15 protein-coding genes, 2 rRNA genes and 1 pseudogene are annotated in these 15591 nt (G+C 54.7%); 1 reads left to right on the top strand and 17 read right to left on the bottom strand.

Going from position 1 to position 15591, the window contains the following annotated elements; translation table 11 throughout:
* Positions 1–38: 38 nt before the first annotated feature.
* From fabF to B2A78_RS07385, 8 genes are all read right to left on the bottom strand, one after another.
* On the bottom strand, positions 39–1280 hold the full coding sequence (fabF, locus tag B2A78_RS07420) for a beta-ketoacyl-ACP synthase II (protein WP_077729283.1): 1242 nt from the start codon (positions 1278–1280) through the stop codon (positions 39–41).
* An 83-nt stretch (positions 1281–1363) separates the two neighbouring features.
* Positions 1364–1594, bottom strand: coding sequence for an acyl carrier protein (gene acpP / locus B2A78_RS07415; protein WP_026609307.1), 231 nt, complete (start codon positions 1592–1594; stop codon positions 1364–1366).
* A 147-nt stretch (positions 1595–1741) separates the two neighbouring features.
* Positions 1742–2479, bottom strand: a complete 738-nt coding sequence (gene fabG / locus B2A78_RS07410; RefSeq protein ID WP_077729282.1) for a 3-oxoacyl-ACP reductase FabG — start codon at positions 2477–2479, stop codon at positions 1742–1744.
* Complete coding sequence (gene fabD / locus B2A78_RS07405) at positions 2476–3432, bottom strand: ACP S-malonyltransferase (protein ID WP_077729281.1); 957 nt, start codon at positions 3430–3432, stop codon at positions 2476–2478. The genes fabG and fabD overlap by 4 nt, the downstream gene beginning before the upstream one ends.
* Positions 3433–3440: 8 nt before the next feature.
* Entirely contained in the window at positions 3441–4406 is a 966-nt protein-coding gene (locus B2A78_RS07400) for a beta-ketoacyl-ACP synthase III (protein ID WP_077729280.1), read from the bottom strand.
* Positions 4403–5431 carry a phosphate acyltransferase PlsX gene (gene plsX / locus B2A78_RS07395; RefSeq protein ID WP_077729279.1) on the bottom strand — a complete coding sequence of 343 codons (1029 nt, stop codon included), beginning with the start codon at positions 5429–5431 and terminating at the stop codon, positions 4403–4405. Before plsX ends, B2A78_RS07400 begins: the two co-directional genes overlap by 4 nt.
* 95 nt (positions 5432–5526) lie before the next feature.
* Positions 5527–5718: a 50S ribosomal protein L32 gene (gene rpmF / locus B2A78_RS07390; RefSeq protein ID WP_077729278.1), complete on the bottom strand. Its 192-nt coding sequence runs from the start codon at positions 5716–5718 to the stop codon at positions 5527–5529.
* A 13-nt stretch (positions 5719–5731) separates the two neighbouring features.
* Positions 5732–6268 (bottom strand): YceD family protein, encoded by a 537-nt coding sequence (locus tag B2A78_RS07385; RefSeq protein WP_240502440.1) that lies wholly within the window; start codon positions 6266–6268, stop codon positions 5732–5734.
* 54 nt (positions 6269–6322) lie between these two features.
* On the opposite strand from B2A78_RS07385, the gene B2A78_RS07380 reads away from it, so the two are divergent.
* Entirely contained in the window at positions 6323–6901 is a 579-nt protein-coding gene (locus B2A78_RS07380; RefSeq protein ID WP_077729276.1) for a Maf family protein, read from the top strand.
* A 1-nt stretch (position 6902) separates the two neighbouring features.
* Here B2A78_RS07380 and B2A78_RS07375 read toward each other — a convergent pair whose 3' ends face one another.
* The 9 genes and pseudogenes from B2A78_RS07375 to B2A78_RS07345 form a co-directional block, all read right to left on the bottom strand.
* A complete protein-coding gene (locus B2A78_RS07375; RefSeq protein ID WP_077729275.1) occupies positions 6903–7772 on the bottom strand; it encodes an HDOD domain-containing protein in 870 nt (289 codons plus the stop codon).
* Positions 7772–8386 carry a lytic transglycosylase domain-containing protein gene (locus B2A78_RS07370; RefSeq protein ID WP_077729274.1) on the bottom strand — a complete coding sequence of 205 codons (615 nt, stop codon included), beginning with the start codon at positions 8384–8386 and terminating at the stop codon, positions 7772–7774. Before B2A78_RS07370 ends, B2A78_RS07375 begins: the two co-directional genes overlap by 1 nt.
* A gap of 145 nt (positions 8387–8531) precedes the next feature.
* Positions 8532–9728: a formate-dependent phosphoribosylglycinamide formyltransferase gene (gene purT / locus B2A78_RS07365; RefSeq protein ID WP_077729465.1), complete on the bottom strand. Its 1197-nt coding sequence runs from the start codon at positions 9726–9728 to the stop codon at positions 8532–8534.
* Positions 9729–9901: 173 nt separating this feature from the next.
* Positions 9902–13804, bottom strand: coding sequence for an ATP-dependent RNA helicase HrpA (gene hrpA, locus B2A78_RS07360; protein WP_077729273.1), 3903 nt, complete (start codon positions 13802–13804; stop codon positions 9902–9904).
* Between the two features lie 35 nt (positions 13805–13839).
* The gene (locus B2A78_RS26540; RefSeq protein WP_240502439.1) at positions 13840–14400 is read right to left on the bottom strand and encodes a hypothetical protein; all 561 of its coding nucleotides are present in this window, start codon (positions 14398–14400) and stop codon (positions 13840–13842) included.
* 185 nt (positions 14401–14585) lie between these two features.
* Entirely contained in the window at positions 14586–14675 is a 90-nt protein-coding gene (locus B2A78_RS26860; RefSeq protein WP_276205384.1) for an ATP-binding cassette domain-containing protein, read from the bottom strand.
* A 28-nt stretch (positions 14676–14703) separates the two neighbouring features.
* Positions 14704–15042 (bottom strand): annotated as a pseudogene (locus B2A78_RS26535) (ATP-binding cassette domain-containing protein); the annotation flags it as partial.
* Positions 15043–15275: 233 nt separating this feature from the next.
* A 5S ribosomal RNA gene (gene rrf, locus B2A78_RS07350) occupies positions 15276–15388 on the bottom strand.
* 95 nt (positions 15389–15483) lie between these two features.
* Positions 15484–15591, bottom strand: a 23S ribosomal RNA gene (locus B2A78_RS07345); the annotation flags it as partial.

Below are 15591 nucleotides of genomic sequence, written 5' to 3'. Positions count from 1 at the left end.
GCCTTTATTGACGAAGAGTTGGAGCTATCAAACGGAAATTAGTTGTACTTCTTGAAAATCAAAGTGCCGTTCGTTCCACCGAAGCCGAAAGAGTTGGACATGACGATGTCCAACCTTGCCTCACGCGCGGTGTGGGGAACATAATCGAGATCGCATTCCGGGTCCGGATTGTCTAGATTGATGGTTGGAGGAATGACTTGATCTCTGAGCGCCAGTACCGAGAATATCGCCTCGATGCCACCGGCAGCACCCAGCATATGGCCGGTCATGGATTTCGTCGAGCTGATCGGAGTACTGTAGGCATGATTTCCAAGCACGGTCTTGATCGCTCTGGTTTCCGCGATATCCCCGGCTAGCGTCGATGTTCCATGAGCATTGATGTAATCGACTTGATCGGCGTTGATGCCGGCGTCCCTCAGCGCGTTTCGCATGCAACGTGCCGCCCCCTCGCCACCTTCCGGCGGCTGAGTCATGTGATAGGCATCGGCGCTCATGCCGTAACCGATCAGTTCGGCATAAATCCTGGCACCACGCCGCTTGGCGTGTTCCAATTCCTCCAACACCAAGACCCCCGCACCGTCGCTCAATACGAAGCCATCCCGGTCTTTGTCCCAAGGACGACTGGCGTGCACCGGATCGTCATTGCGGCGGGACAAGGCCCGTGCTGACGCAAATCCTCCCAAGGAAGTCGGCGAAGTCGCCATTTCGGCACCGCCGGCAATCATGACATCAGCATCGCCGTATTGAATCACGCGGGCGGCCTCACCGATATTATGAGTGCCTGTCGTACATGCGGTAACGATAGCGAAGTTGGGGCCTTTCAATCCGTACTTGATGGATACATTGCCCGATATCATGTTGATGATGTTGCTGGGCACAAAGAACGGTGAAATTTTCCGCGGTCCGCCTCTCAAAAAGGCGCTATGTCCGCTCTCGATTCCCGTGATACCGCCGATGCCGGAACCGATGGCCACGCCGATACGTTCAGAATTTTCTTCGGCTACGTCCAGTCCAGAGTCTTCGAACGCATCGCAGCCTGCCGCAAGCCCGTAATGGATGAAAACATCCATTTTTTTGGCTTCTTTTTCGGAAATATATCGGGTGATATCGAATCCCCTGACACTCCCGCCAAAGCGGGTCGAGAAATCGGAAACGTCGAAATGCTCGATGGGCGCGATGCCGCTTTTGCCGTCAAGCACGTTTCCCCAGGAATCAGTCACCGTTAACCCGACCGGCGATACTGCGCCCAATCCGGTAACGACCACGCGCCTTCTACTCAATCTTTATTCCTTAGCGGGGTGTAAATTGACAAAGACAATCCTGCCCCGCCAAGCCGAAAACCTTGCGGGGCGGCAGGATCAAATCAGATGTGGCTTTCGATGTAGTCTATCGCTTGCTGGACAGTGGTGATCTTCTCCGCGTCTTCGTCGGGAATCTCACACTCAAATTCTTCTTCCAGGGCCATCACCAGTTCGACCGTGTCCAAGGAATCGGCGCCGAGGTCGTCGACGAAAGAAGCTTCATTGGAGACTTCTTCTTTCACGCCCAATTGCTCAGCCACGATCTTCTTAACACGCTCTGCTACATCACTCATCGTTTTATATCCTCAGCTGTTTTCTCTGGTTTTAGTGAGTCGGGAAATTTTAATTTGAAACCGGGTGAATACAAGACTTTTCTCTAAAAAGAAAACGTCGGTCGCTCAATTCATTAGCGAAAGCACGCGTCCCGGAAATGCATGAGATCATGCCATGTGCATGCCGCCGTTGACATGTATGGTTTCGCCCGTGATGTAAGCAGCGTCATCCGAACATAGAAAGGCCACCAAGCCTGCCACCTCATCCGCAGATCCTAATCGCGCCAAGGGGATGTTATCCAGCAACGCTTTACGGCTTTCCCCAGGCAGCGCGCGCGTCATGTCGGTATCGATGAATCCCGGCGCCACGGCGTTGACGGTGATATTCCGTGACCCAACTTCTCTCGCGAGCGATTTGGTAAAACCGATGATACCGGCCTTGGCGGCCGCATAATTGGTTTGCCCTGCATTTCCCATCGCTCCGACGACGGAGGTAATGTTGATCATGCGTCCCTCTCGGGCTTTCATCATTCCACGCAAACCGGCTTTACACATACGGTAAACGGATGACAAATTGGTCCGGATGATGTCATCCCATTCCTCGTCTTTCATCCGCATCAGCAGGTTGTCTCGCGTTATTCCGGCGTTATTGACCAAAATGAGCGGGGCGCCGAACTCTTCGTTCACAGATTTGAAGAATCGCTCAACCGAATCGGCCTCGGCCACGTCCAGTACCATGCCCTTGCCGCGAAATCCGCCTTCGGCCAAAGCCGCCGAGATGGCGTTGGCCCCCGACTCGGTGGTCGCCGTACCTATGACGGTATGACCATCCTTCGCCAGACGCAGAGCTATAGCACGCCCGATCCCGCGACTGGCCCCGGTTACAACAGCGACTTTAGACATCATTGAACAAGCTCCAACGCTCTAATTAAGGAATCCGGATCAAAAACCGCTTCGGTTCTGCACGCCGGGACGATTCGCTTGTTCAAACCGGTCAGAACTCGACCGGGACCACATTCGACAAACCGGCTGACGCCCTGCTGAGACATGAACAGAATGGAATCGGTCCAACGAACCGGGCTGTACAGTTGCTTTTCCAAGACGGCCCGAATCACGTCGGGAGCCGAATGGGAGGCGACGTCGACGTTATGCAGCACTCCAATCGGAGGGATTTTTACCGCTATGTCGGACAGCATTTGCCTAAATTTCTCAGCGGCGCTTCTCATTAACGGACAATGGGACGGCACGCTGACCGGCAAGAGAACGGCCCGCTTGGCGCCCTCCGCTTTGCCTAGTTCAACTGCCCGCTCCACGGCAACCTTATGACCGGCAATCACGATTTGCCCAGGAGCGTTGAAATTGGCCGGTTTGACAATCTCCGTTTCGGTCGATGCTCTGCTGCAAACCTCAACGACCTGGGTGTCGTTCAATCCCAAAATAGCTGCCATCGCCCCGGTTTCGGGAGGCACCGCTTCCTGCATCAATCGTCCGCGCTCGGCCACAAGCCGAACCGCATCCTCGAAAATCAAAGCGCCGGAACACACCAATGCCGCATATTCGCCCAAGCTATGGCCGGCCATCCAGCCCGGTCTTACCGAAGTCCGTTTGGACCAAACTCGCCAGGCAGCAACATCGGCGGCCAGCATAGCCGGCTGGGTACACTGCGTCAGATTAAGTCTTTCTTCGGGACCGTTCCGCACTAAATCCCAGAGATCGTAGCCAAGCACTTCTGAAGCGGCCTGAAAGGTCGACGCAACTTCGGTATGGACTTCGGCTAGCTTCGACAACATCCCAACGGACTGGGAGCCTTGCCCCGGGAAAAGAAACGCCAAACCTTCGTCGACGAGATTCGTAGACATAAACTCCCCTAGTACCGGATTAGGGCCGAGCCCCAAGCGAAACCGCCACCGAAAGCTTCCATCAAAACCATCTGGCCTCGCTGAATTCGACCGTCGCGAATTGCTTCGTTCAAAGCGAGCGGCACGGAAGCTGCGGATGTATTTCCTTGTTTTTCGATGGTCATCACCACGCGGTCCATAGGCATATGCAGTTTTTTTGCCGTAGCGGCGATGATGCGTATATTGGCTTGATGGGGGACTAACCAGTGGATATCCGATTTCTGCAGATTGTTGGCGGCCAAGGTCTCGTCCACGATGCGTCCCAGAGTATTGACGGCGATCTTGAATACCTCGTTACCCTGCATCTTCAAGAATCGCTCGTCGCCTTCACCGCTCCCCGCACCGTTAGGGTTGGGGACGTACAGCAAATCCTGATATTGCCCATCGGAATGAATATGTGTGCTCAGGATTCCAGGCTCATCCGCCGCTTCCAGCACGACAGCCCCGGCACCGTCGCCGAAAAGAATGCAGGTTGCACGATCCGACCAGTCGACGATCCGCGAGGTTACCTCGCTGCCTACGACGAGAACCCGACGGGCGGCTCCTGCCCTGACATACTGGTCAGCGATACTGAGCGCGTAGATAAAACCGGAGCATGCTGCCTGAACGTCGAATGCAGCGCAATCCCGGATATTTAACCTCTGTTGCAACAGGCAAGCGGTACTGGGAAAAACTCGATCCGGCGTACAAGTTGCAACGATGATGAGATCGATCGTTCCCGGTTCGATTTCTGCCGACTCCAGAGCCTGACGCGCAGCGCGCTCCGCCATGCTGGAGGCTGTTTCATGTTTTCCTGCGATGCGGCGCTCGCGAATACCGGTCCGTTCGATGATCCAAGCATCCGATGTATCGACGGTTTGAGCGATCTGTTCGTTGGTGAGAATGGTTTCGGGGAGATAGCCACCGGTTCCGAGAATCCGAGCGTACCGTCTCACGCAGTCTTCCTCTCAGCGAAAATCTCCGCTATGCGCTCGCCGATACGAGTCGGAACAGCCTTTTCAATCTCCTTCACCGCAATGCCGATGGCATTCGCGAAAGCCAAACGGTCGGCGTTACCATGACTCTTGATTACGATGCCGCGCAACCCCAAGAGGGAAGCTCCATTGTAGCGCCGATGATCGAATTGCTTTTTAAAGGAGTGGAGTACCGGCATAGCCGCTAAACCGGCCAGTTTAGTGAAAAAATTCCTGCCGAACGCCTGTTTGATTGAATGATTGATCATTTTGGCGAGACCCTCGCTGGTTTTGAGCGCCACGTTGCCGACAAAGCCGTCGGTGACGACGATATCCACGTTACCCGAGTAGAGATCGTTCCCTTCGACGTAGCCGATAAAATTGATGTGGGCACCAGCCAATAGTTTTGCGGCCTCCTTAACCTGCTCGTTGCCCTTGATTTCTTCTTCGCCGATATTCAGCAACCCCACCCGCGGATGATCTTTATCCTCGACCGCGCGCACGAGCTCGTAGCCCATTACGGCGAATTGATAGAGGTGCTCGGCCGAACAATCCACATTCGCCCCGAGATCCAGTACATGGGTATGTCCTCCCATGGAGGGAACAGCAGAGATAATGGCCGGACGATCGATCCCAGGTATCGTCTTGAGAACAAATTTCGCGATCGCCATCAACGCACCGGTATTTCCGGCACTGACGCAAGCATCGGCAACGCCTTCCTTGACCAGGTCAACGGCAACTCGCATGGATGAATCCTTCTTGCCGCGGAGAGCCTTCGCCGGGGACTCATGCATTTCCACCGTTTCAGACGCGTGATGAATGCGAATTCGGTCACCGAGACGTGCTAACGCTGATCCCAGATGATGGCGCAATACGGCTTCATCACCTACAAGAATCAAATTTAAGTGAGGATTGCTTTCGGCACTGTCCAGAGCCGCCGGAACGATCACGGCGGGACCGTGATCGCCGCCCATGGCATCCAAAGCGATGGTCGGCTTCTTAATCATAGTTCTTGTTTAGTCAATCGAGCGGCAAACTCAGCAGAAACAACGATAAGGAGCCGCATCGATTCCGGCTCCCGAAGTCAATCCAAATATCAAAGCTACTCTTCGCTAGATTCTTCTTTGCTCGCAATCACCTTACGCCCGCGATAATACCCATCCGGGCTGACGTGATGCCGAAGATGCGTTTCACCCGTGGTAGGCTCGATGGAAAGCGCATTTGCTTTCAAAGCATCGTGCGAACGACGCATACCCCGCTTGGAACGTGTCTTACGATTTTGCTGTACGGCCATTTAAAAGCTCCTATTATCGAATAGTTTTCAGTTGCGCCAACACGGCGAAAGGATTCTCGCGGGAATCCACATTAGTAGTTTCTGTCTTAGGCGAAGCACAATGGGAATGCTGGGGAATTGCAGGAATAGCCAGCAGCAATTCATCCGCCACTATATCCGCCAGATCAATCACACCCGTTTCGTCAAGAAGCAAGGGCTCAAGCGTTTCGGGCAGTAGATCCCCCTCATCAATGGAGCTGACGACGCCGAGGTGTACTTCGCTGTGCACCGGCCAGTCCAGAGGCCCCAGGCAACATTGGCACTCCAGCTTAAGATCGGCCTCCACCCAACCAGAAACGATTGCACGACGGCCTTCTTTCTTAAATTCAAGATCGACTTTCGCCTCAGCTTCACCATTCAGCACCATATCCTGTATACGAGAAATGGTGTTCAAAGGCATCGATCCGACGATCCGTCGCTTCTTTTCCGCGAACTCTAATGGATCTATCAAATCCGGCAAACGGTCAAGCATAATCGTGCAATGATATCGAGAAATGTCAAAAGCTGTCAAAATCGCTTCTTTAACTCTTTTTGACCCATTAAGTCTTCACTCAAATCCGACCTCATGACAAAAATTGTTCTGGCATCCAGCTCGACCTATCGCCAAGACCTATTCAAAAAGCTGGGACTTGAGTTTGATTCGATCTCTCCAGGGATTAGCGAAACGCCCAAAGTCAACGAAAAGCCGGATTGCCAAGCACTGCGGCTAGCGCAGGAAAAAGCCGCTGCCGCGGCGCCCGGTTTTCCCGACGCCCTGATAATCGGCTCCGATCAAGTAGCCGTTCTATGCGGAAAACAGTTGGTCAAACCTATGACTCGTGATAACGCCATCCGGCAACTTCGTGCGGCTTCCGGCCGATGCGTTGTGTTTTACACCGCTGTATGCGTCCTAAACACCGCCACGGGAGATATGAAAGCCGAAATCGACCGCTGCTTGGTTCACTTTCGAGAACTGAGTGACAAGGAAATCGAACGTTATGTAGATCGAGAACAGCCTTTCGATTGTGCTGGAGGATTCAAGTCCGAAGGCTTGGGCATCGTGCTGTTTGAAAGGTTCGAAGGCGAAGACCCCAACGCACTGGTTGGGCTTCCACTGATCAGGCTAGCCCGCCTACTGGAAAGCTTCGGGGTTCAGGTAATCTGAATCAATGGCGCACGTAAACATCAGGCATGAACACGGCAGCGGTATCGCTGAGTTTCTCGGTTGCCTTGGACATCACATTTATTATTTGGGTCTCGTCCAAACGTATAGCAGAGGCGACTTCATCAGGAATCGCCCTAAGCACATCTTGGATCGGAAAGCCGAGTAATGACACAGTTTTCAGTTGATTGGCGAGGTATAACAGGCTGGCCTCCAAACGATAGTCCTCGGCCCGTTCGGGCTCCAAATGCCAACGAATCCCTTCCCGCAAGGCCGATGGCATTTTCCACGCCTTGGCTAATGCCGCACCGATCTCGGCGTAGGTAAACCCGAGCAGCTCCTTTTCCAACCCCGGAATCAACCGATCGTCACCTGCCGCAACCAAAAGAATTTCCCTCGCCTTATCCGGCAAGCGCATGTAGATAATCAGCGCACCGATACGATGCAACAGCCCGGCAACAAACAAGCGCTCGCTATGCAAAACGGAAGCTTCCTTGGCCAACAGACGCGCAATCACGCCACAATAGAGGCTGTTCAACCAAAAATCGTTCATGTTGACTAGACAAGCGGGGATGTTGCGAAATCCATGAATGACAGAGGTTGTCAGCGCCAAATCATACAGTGCGTCGGCACCGACCATTCCAACCGCACGAGTAATGGTCTCGATACGCCCCGACAATCCGTAGTAAGAGCTATTGACGATTTTCAGCAACCGCGCCGCAAGTGCGGGATCCTGACCAATCGCTTCGGCGACCTCTCCGATCGTGAAGTCTTCACGTTCGAGAACGGTCGAAATCCGCGCCACCGCGACTGGCGGGGATACCAATTGAGGTACCCCCATGACGAGGGCTTCCGGCGTTTCGGCTGCAAACATCAATTCAATCGGTTGTAATAATTGAGGACTCGGGTCACATACGCCTGAGTTTCTTGAAAGGGAGGCACCTTATTTCCATATTTGATGACGTTGTTTTCCCCGGCATTGTAAGCTGCAACGGCGAGTCTAACGTCGGATTGAAACATGTCGATCAGCTCGCTTAGGTACCTTGCACCTCCTTCTATGTTTTCGCTCGGATCATAGCGATCACGAACACCGTAGCGAGCGGCCGTTTCGGGCATGAGCTGCATCAGACCGACAGCGCCTTTGCTGGATATTGCTCCGGGGTTATAGGAAGACTCGGCACGGATAACGGCATGCAGCAATGCCGGATCAAGGCTGTACTTGCTGGCTGCCGCATCGATCAATGACGCAAATTGTCTACGATTTTTATCGGAGAATCTGGAGCCGGTCGGCCATTTTTTCGAGGTCCGAGAGAGCGAAAATGCGGCAGGCGACTTGATGATCAACTGATAGCCCGAGTGTTTCGGATTGTCCGTATAAAAAACATGTCCGGCGCTATCCACATATTTGTAAACATCCGCAGCGGCCGAACCCGAACAAAGAAAGAAAAAAAGTGCCAACGAGCGTCTTATTTTTGATGGTCTAATCATCGTTCTTCCGCCTGTTGATCGTCACCCTATCGACAGACGAAAGTTTTGCACGAATCTGTTTTTTTGCAACTCGGCAAGGCCATTGCCCCTACCGCGTCAAAACGTCAGGGCGGTAAACCTGCGAGCCGCTTCGCTCCGCAAGACATCAACCCGGCAAGGGCTTGATCAATCCTGCCGCTTTTTTTGCTCGTTCTCGGGCTTCTTCGATGGAGTTACCTGCGGCTAAAGCCACGCCGACTCGGCGGCGCGGATATGAAATCGGCTTGCCGAACAGCCGGATTTCGGTTTCGGGAACGGAAAGCGCATCGCCGACTCCCTCAAACGCGATCCCCTCGCCTTCGATCTGGCCGTAAATCACAGCGCTGGCCCCCGGATTGCGGAGACCGGTCGAAACGGGAAATCCCAGTATGGCTCGGGCATGCAGCTCGAATTCGCTCTGCGCCTGGGTGATCATGGTAACCATGCCCGTGTCATGAGGCCTCGGACTGACTTCGCTGAACCAAACCCGATCGCCTTTGACGAACAATTCCACACCGAAAAGACCACGCCCACCGAGACGCCCCGTCACCGCCGTGGCGATGCGTTTAGCCTCCGTCAAAGCGACTGCGCTCATGGGCTGTGGCTGCCAACTCTCTACGTAGTCGCCAAGTTCCTGCCGGTGACCGATAGGCTCGCAGAAATAAGTCTCCTCTACACCGTGGCCATCGCTGGCTCGCACCGTAAGCAAGGTAATTTCGTAATCGAATTCAATTTTGCCTTCTACGATGACTCTGGCATCCTTGACTCGCCCTCCTGATTGCGCGTATTCCCAAGCCTTTTCCACATCGACCTCGCTGCACAGCAGCGATTGCCCTTTACCCGAAGAGGACATCACGGGCTTGACAAAGCAGGGATAGCCGATCGTTTGAACGGCTGTCCTCAGCGAATCTAAAGAATCGGCAAAAGCATAGGGCGAGGTGGGCAAACCGAGCTCTTCCGCAGCAAGGCGGCGAATCCCCTCACGATTCATGGTCAAGCAGACCGCGCGTGCCGTAGGAATCACGGCCGCCGCACCGGCCTGCTCAATCTCGGCCAAGGCGTCCGTGGCGATCGCCTCGATTTCCGGCACGATGATGTCCGGTCTTTCCATTTCCACTAGTCGCTTTATAGCTTCTCCATCAGTCATGTCTATCATGTGGGCACAATGCGCCACGTGCTGGGCGGGCGCATTGGGATAACGATCCACGGCCACGACTTCGACGCCGTAGCGTTGCAGAGCGATCGCGACCTCCTTGCCGAGTTCGCCGCTACCCAGAAGCATGACGCGCGTGGCGCTACGTGTCAGTGCGGTACCTATTTTCATGACTGGCTCCTTTCGATGGATCGGCTGCATATGCGTTTATTCATTAAGACCGTTCTCCGGCATTCAAATCACAGCCTCTTACCTGCACCGTATCCACCTTGCCTGGATATGCAGCATGTCCGGCGAAGAGGCTGATATTCCAGTCCAACGCGAACGACTTCGGGTCTAAGGTCTCACGTCCGAGGCCCGAGCTGTTTCCATGCCTCGTCCAATCGTTTCGCGGACACGGGATACGGCGTCTTTAACATCTGAGCGAAGAGCGAAACGCGGAACTCTTCCAAGCTCCAGCGATAGGCGTCGCGCTCAGGAAGCAAACGCCCTTTGGCCGCCTTGATGACGTTCCAATAGCGCGCCCAAAGGGGCGCAAGCTCATTGTACTGCTTCTGGTCGCGAACAGAGTCTTGCGCAGATTTCTCCAGACGATGCAATATCGCCTTGAGGTAACGAGGCATTTCCTTGATCTGCGCATATGGAGTCGTAACCAAGAATCCCGCGTAAACAAGCAATCCCACTTGTTCCTGCATATCCTGCGTGGCTGCATTGGCCGGCCTAGTCTTCAGTTTGGCCTGCACCTCGCCATATAGTTGAAGCACGGTCTGAGCTATGCGCGCCATTTCGTCCGCCTTTAGGACCAGCTCAGTTTTCTGATCTCTAAGCCGCTTCTCGAATTGATCGGCGCTACGGATATCTGGCTGCCCTTCCAAGAACAACGTCCCCATGAGCCGGTCCAAAAGATCCTCGCGCAGCTCGCGCCCGGTTTTCAATTCGGAATAGAGGAACGGATGCGCAGGCACTTGCCGGTATAAGAACTCCGCTTGCGCATTGACTGCAAGATTCTTTTTTAAATACTTGAGCTCCTTGGCCAAAGCGCAGCGGAACAGGCGTGCCAGTCCCAGTTCCTGCTGCCGCGCTGCTTCTTCCGGAGTATCGAATACCCTAACGCCCACGTTCTCCCCTTCGTCGACCACCGCTGGAAAGCCATAGATCGTCTGGCCATCGTGTTGGCCGTCGAAACATTGAGGCAGTTCACCGAAACTCCAACTTTTGCAGCCGGTATGCAGGTAGGCCTGCCGAGCCAGTTGCTGAAAGTTCTTGCCGGCGTCGGCGGAGTGGCGGATCTTGAGTTCCTTGAGATCGCGGGAACGATCAACGACGGCATTGAATTCATCCACTACGGCGAAATTCATGCGAAGGTGCGCCGGCAGCACGTCTTCTCGGAAGGAATCGGGCGACACGGCGATACCGCCGGTCTTTTTCAATGCCGACGAAAGCTGGGCGCAGAACGAACCATGACCGTAATCCAGCATAGGCAAAGCCCGGTCGGCGTAGTCCGGTGCGGGCACGAAATGGATACGCAAAGTCTTGGGCAGGGACTTGATGAGAGCAATGGTCTTCTCCCGGAGCAGCCCCGGAACCAACCAGCGGAACGGCTCGGGATCGAGCTGGTTCAGGAGATGCAACGGCACGATGGCCGTGACGCCGTCGTCCTCGTGTCCCGGTTCGAATCGGTACTGCAACTGAAACCGCAACGGCCCTACCTGAAAGTGATCGGGGAAATTCCTGGCATCCAGCGAACTGTCTTCCTTCGCGGTAATGTCGTCTCGGCTGAGTTTGAGAATATCGGGTTTGCCCGCCTCCGCTGCCTTGCGCCAACGTTCGAAGGTGACGCCGTTAACCACGTCCTGCGGAATCCGCTCGTCAAACCAGCGGAACAGCCAATCCTCGTCCACCAGCAAATCCGCGCGCCGGCCCTTGTGCTGGAGATAATCAGCCTCTTCCAAAAGTTTCAGATTGTGCAGGAAAAACGGGGCCTTGCTGTCGTAATCCATGTGCACCAGGGCGTGGCGGACGAACATCTCGCGGGCCGCCTGTGGATTGATCCTCTCGTACGGAATCTTGCGTCCCGCCTGAATGACGAGTCCGAACAGCGTGGTACGCTCATGCACCGCCGCGCGTGCCGCCTTGCGTTCCCAGTGCGGATCGTAGTGTTGTTGCTTGACGAGATGGGCGCCGACCTTCTCGATCCACTCCGGCTCGATCTTGGCCACGGTGCGGGCGTAAACTTTTGTGGTCTCCACCTGCTCGGCCGACATGATCCATTTGGGTTTGGCCTTGAACAGAAAAGAGCCGGGATGGATGAACAGCTTGGTACCCCTCGTCGCGACATATTCGTTCTGCTCCTGCTTGAGACAGACATTGGACAGCAGACCCGAAAGCAGTGCCCTATGAATTTCGCCGTATTCGCCCGGCGCCTGGTTCAATTTCAAGTCCAGCTCGCCCTTCACCACCTCCATGATTTGCGCGTGGATATCGTGCCATTCCGTCATTCGCACGTAAGACAGAAAGTTGTCCCGACACCATTGGCGTAGCTTGGATTTCGACAAATGCTTTTTCTGTTCCTCGAACTCGTTCCATAGCTTCAAGAAGGACAGGAAATCCGACGCATCATCCCGGAACTTGGCGTGCTTCTGATCGGCATTCGAAGCCTGGTCGGCGGGGCGCTCGCGGGGATCCGGCACGCTCAGGGCAGCGACGATGATTGCGATCTCGCTCAGGCAATGCTCGTCCGCCCCGGCCAACAGCATCCGCCCGAGTTTGGGATCCACGGGCAGCTTCGCGAGCTTGCGGCCGATATCCGTGATCTGCCCGCGCTCGTCCAGCGCGTTGACCTCTTGCAAGGTTCGAAGACCGTCGCGAATCAACCGCGAATCGGGCGGTTCTACAAACGGGAACTTGGATATATCTCCCAGCTTGAGGGCATGCATTTGCAGAATGACTGCCGCCAGGTTGGTACGGAGGATTTCCGGATCGGTGAATTCGGGCCGGTTGAGAAAATCCTGTTCGGAATACAACCGAATCGCTGTCCCCGGACCGACCCGTCCGCAGCGGCCGGATCGCTGGTTGGCCGAAGCACGGGAGACTTTCTCGATCGGCAGTCGCTGCAGCTTGCTGCGGTGACTGTACCGACTGATGCGCGCGTAGCCCGTATCGATAACCGAGCGGATGCCGGGCACGGTGAGCGAAGTTTCCGCCACATTCGTCGCCAGCACGATGCGACGCGTACCCGAAGGCTTGAACACCCGCTCCTGCTCGGACTGGGACAGACGCGAGTACAGCGGCAGGATTTCACATTTTGACGGGTGATGTTTGCGCAGCGACTCGGCGGTTTCGCGAATTTCGCGCTCGCCGCTCAGGAAGATGAGAATATCCCCGGGCTGCTCCCGCCACAGCTCGTCCACGGCGTTGAGTATAGCCGTCTGCTCGGCGCGGTCGGTCTCGTCGCCCTCCTCGACTTCTACCGGCCGATAACGGATGTCTACCGGATAAGTTCGACCGGAGACGTTGATGATGGGCGCATGACCAAAATGCTGTGAGAAGCGTTCTGGATCGATGGTGGCGGAAGTGATGATGAGCTTCAGGTCCGGACGTTTGGGCATCAGCCACTTGAGATAGCCGAGCAGAAAATCGATATTGAGGCTCCGCTCGTGAGCCTCGTCGACGATCAAGGTGTCGTACTGGTCGAGAAATCGATCGTGCTGAGTCTCGGCCAGCAGGATGCCGTCGGTCATCAGCTTGATCAAGCTTTCCGGCCGGGTGTGATCTTGGAATCGAACCTTATAGCCGACTGCCTGCCCCAAGGGCTGTTTGAGCTCCTCGGCAATCCGAGCGGCAACGGTACGGGCCGCGATGCGGCGAGGCTGGGTGTGACCGATGTAACCGGAGACGCCTCGGCCGGCCTCAAGACAGATTTTCGGCAATTGGGTCGTTTTGCCCGACCCCGTTTCTCCGCAAACGACGACGACCTGATGATTGCGAACGCTTGCGAGGATCTCTGCTTTCCGTTCGACAACCGGAAGTTCGTGCGGATAATCAAGTACCGGAATGGCGTCTGCTCGAAGCCGCCTTTGTGCTACGGACTGGTTAATCGAGTCCTGAAGTGCCTGTAACTGATCCGTAGCGGCTTGGTCTTGGCGTATATCCGCCAGCAAACGTGAAAGCCTCTTTCCGAGGCGGTAGCGATCCTTGCGAAGGCAAAGTTCGAGGTTCCGTTCGAGTTGTTTGAAGATTTCCTGCATTGAGGGATTGATGAATACGCTTGATTCCACGGTGGTTAAGAGCCGACTGTTTTAATCAAAAGCGGCAAGCGCCGCCGCGATCGCCAAATCGCATAGCTTATTGCCAGCCCGGCAAAAGCAGCCAGAATAAGCAAGTGTTTCAAAATGTCTTGAGAAATTCGCCCGGATAGCAGCGTTCGTATAATCTCAACAACGTGTTGAAGGGGACGCCAGGCACGATAATCCTTCAATTTCCCCGATAAAGGCCCCGAGACCATATCCCAGCGCAAATAGATAAAATATTGGTTCGGCGAATCATCCCAAGAGGTACGTATCGGCTTGCGCCATACCAGAGCGTTGCGCCGCCATACTGCAACCCAGAGGCATAACGCATCAATCATCTCGTAACTCCCCCCTGTCAGCTTCAGAAACACATCTTCCAAATTTGATGGGCGATAGGAATAGCGTATGCCTACTCTTTCGTCCAAAGAGTGAACCAAACACTCCAGATTTTCGCCATAGTGGAAAAAAGTTTCCCCGACTTGCTCGAAACGGATGTCATCCTGTAACGGCAGGCTGCGATGCCACGAGAAAACATCGTCTCCATAAACCTCCAAGACTCTTGGTTCGATGCATTCCTGAACGAGGCGACCAGCGTTTGGTCGGTCAGAATCCGACCGTGATCCATCAAGATAATGCGGCTACAGAGACGCTCCGCCTCGTCCATATAATGTGTCGTGAGTACGATCGTCAGCCCGTCTTTCTGAAGCCGTCTCAACATCTACCAGATATTCTGGCGGATCTAAGGATCAAGTCCGGTGGCGGGCTCATCAAGAATTAGAAGTTCCGGCCGGTTGATCAGTGCCCGAGCAATGGATAGGCGCCGCCTCATCCCCCCAAAGTTGGTTGATTCGGTAATGTGTCTTGTCTTCAAGTGCAGCCAAGGACAGGAGAAACGGTATCCGCGCATTAATTTCGGCACGCTTCAGACCGAAATGTTGACCGTACACCTTCAAGTTCTCGATCACTGTAAAATCCGGATCGAGGTTATCCTCTTGCGGCACAACACCAATCCTGAGCCGCATTTGCCGGGCACGAGCTGGAATTGAAAACCCCAAGACCCGCAGCCGTCCGGCGGTCGGAGGAACATTACCCACTAGCATATTGGGAGTCGTCGTTTTTCCGGCGCCGTTAGGCCCTAGAATTCCACAGAGCTCTCCGCGAGGGATCAAAAAGGAAACATAGTCGACTACACTCATCCCTCCATAGGACTTTGTCAGCTGACTGGCGAAAATAACGGCATCGGACATATGCATCACGGTCATGCAGCCAATTATCCGGAAAGTATTTCTGAGCTGGACAAGACCGGGAGGCAGTAATTGCCGAATTATACCGGACTAAACACTTGGATCGCGCTCGAGGTTGCTATTGGCAGGTCGGGACAAAATAAAGCCCCGTTGCCATTTAGGCGACGGGGCTTTGGGTAGGAGGTGCCTGGCGGTGACCTACTTTCGCACAGGGATCTGCACTATCATCGGCGCTGAGCGGTTTCACTTCCGAGGTCGGGATGGGGTCGGGTGGTTCCCGCTCGCTCTGGCCACCAGGCAAAACTGGTTTTGAGTCGAGCTTTTATTTTTTAGCTCTTCACTCGGACAACGTACACGGCGTTTGTGTCATCACCCAAACGGTTTGGGTGTTATATGGTCAAGCCTCACGGGCCATTAGTATGGGTTAGCTTCAGCCATTACTGACCGTCCACACCCCACCTATCAACCTGGTGGTCTTCCAGGGCCCTTCAGGGGACTCGC

The organism is Methylocaldum sp. 14B (genome assembly GCF_002005105.1).
GTDB lineage: Bacteria > Pseudomonadota > Gammaproteobacteria > Methylococcales > Methylococcaceae > Methylocaldum.
The sequence above is the reverse complement of the archived record's forward strand: the minus strand, read 5'-3'. Positions and strand labels throughout refer to the sequence as shown.

Coding starts and splice junctions, on each gene's coding strand:
- B2A78_RS26860 (WP_276205384.1), bottom strand. CDS start 14,675: ATGAGGCGGCGCCTATCCATTGCTCGGGCACTGATCAACCGGCCGGAA.
- plsX (WP_077729279.1), bottom strand. CDS start 5,431: ATGATTAAGAAGCCGACCATCGCTTTGGATGCCATGGGCGGCGATCAC.
- hrpA (WP_077729273.1), bottom strand. CDS start 13,804: ATGCAGGAAATCTTCAAACAACTCGAACGGAACCTCGAACTTTGCCTT.
- rpmF (WP_077729278.1), bottom strand. CDS start 5,718: ATGGCCGTACAGCAAAATCGTAAGACACGTTCCAAGCGGGGTATGCGT.
- B2A78_RS07370 (WP_077729274.1), bottom strand. CDS start 8,386: ATGATTAGACCATCAAAAATAAGACGCTCGTTGGCACTTTTTTTCTTT.
- fabD (WP_077729281.1), bottom strand. CDS start 3,432: ATGTCTACGAATCTCGTCGACGAAGGTTTGGCGTTTCTTTTCCCGGGG.
- acpP (WP_026609307.1), bottom strand. CDS start 1,594: ATGAGTGATGTAGCAGAGCGTGTTAAGAAGATCGTGGCTGAGCAATTG.
- fabG (WP_077729282.1), bottom strand. CDS start 2,479: ATGATGTCTAAAGTCGCTGTTGTAACCGGGGCCAGTCGCGGGATCGGG.
- B2A78_RS07380 (WP_077729276.1), top strand. CDS start 6,323: ATGACAAAAATTGTTCTGGCATCCAGCTCGACCTATCGCCAAGACCTA.
- B2A78_RS07375 (WP_077729275.1), bottom strand. CDS start 7,772: ATGTTTGCAGCCGAAACGCCGGAAGCCCTCGTCATGGGGGTACCTCAA.
- purT (WP_077729465.1), bottom strand. CDS start 9,728: ATGAAAATAGGTACCGCACTGACACGTAGCGCCACGCGCGTCATGCTT.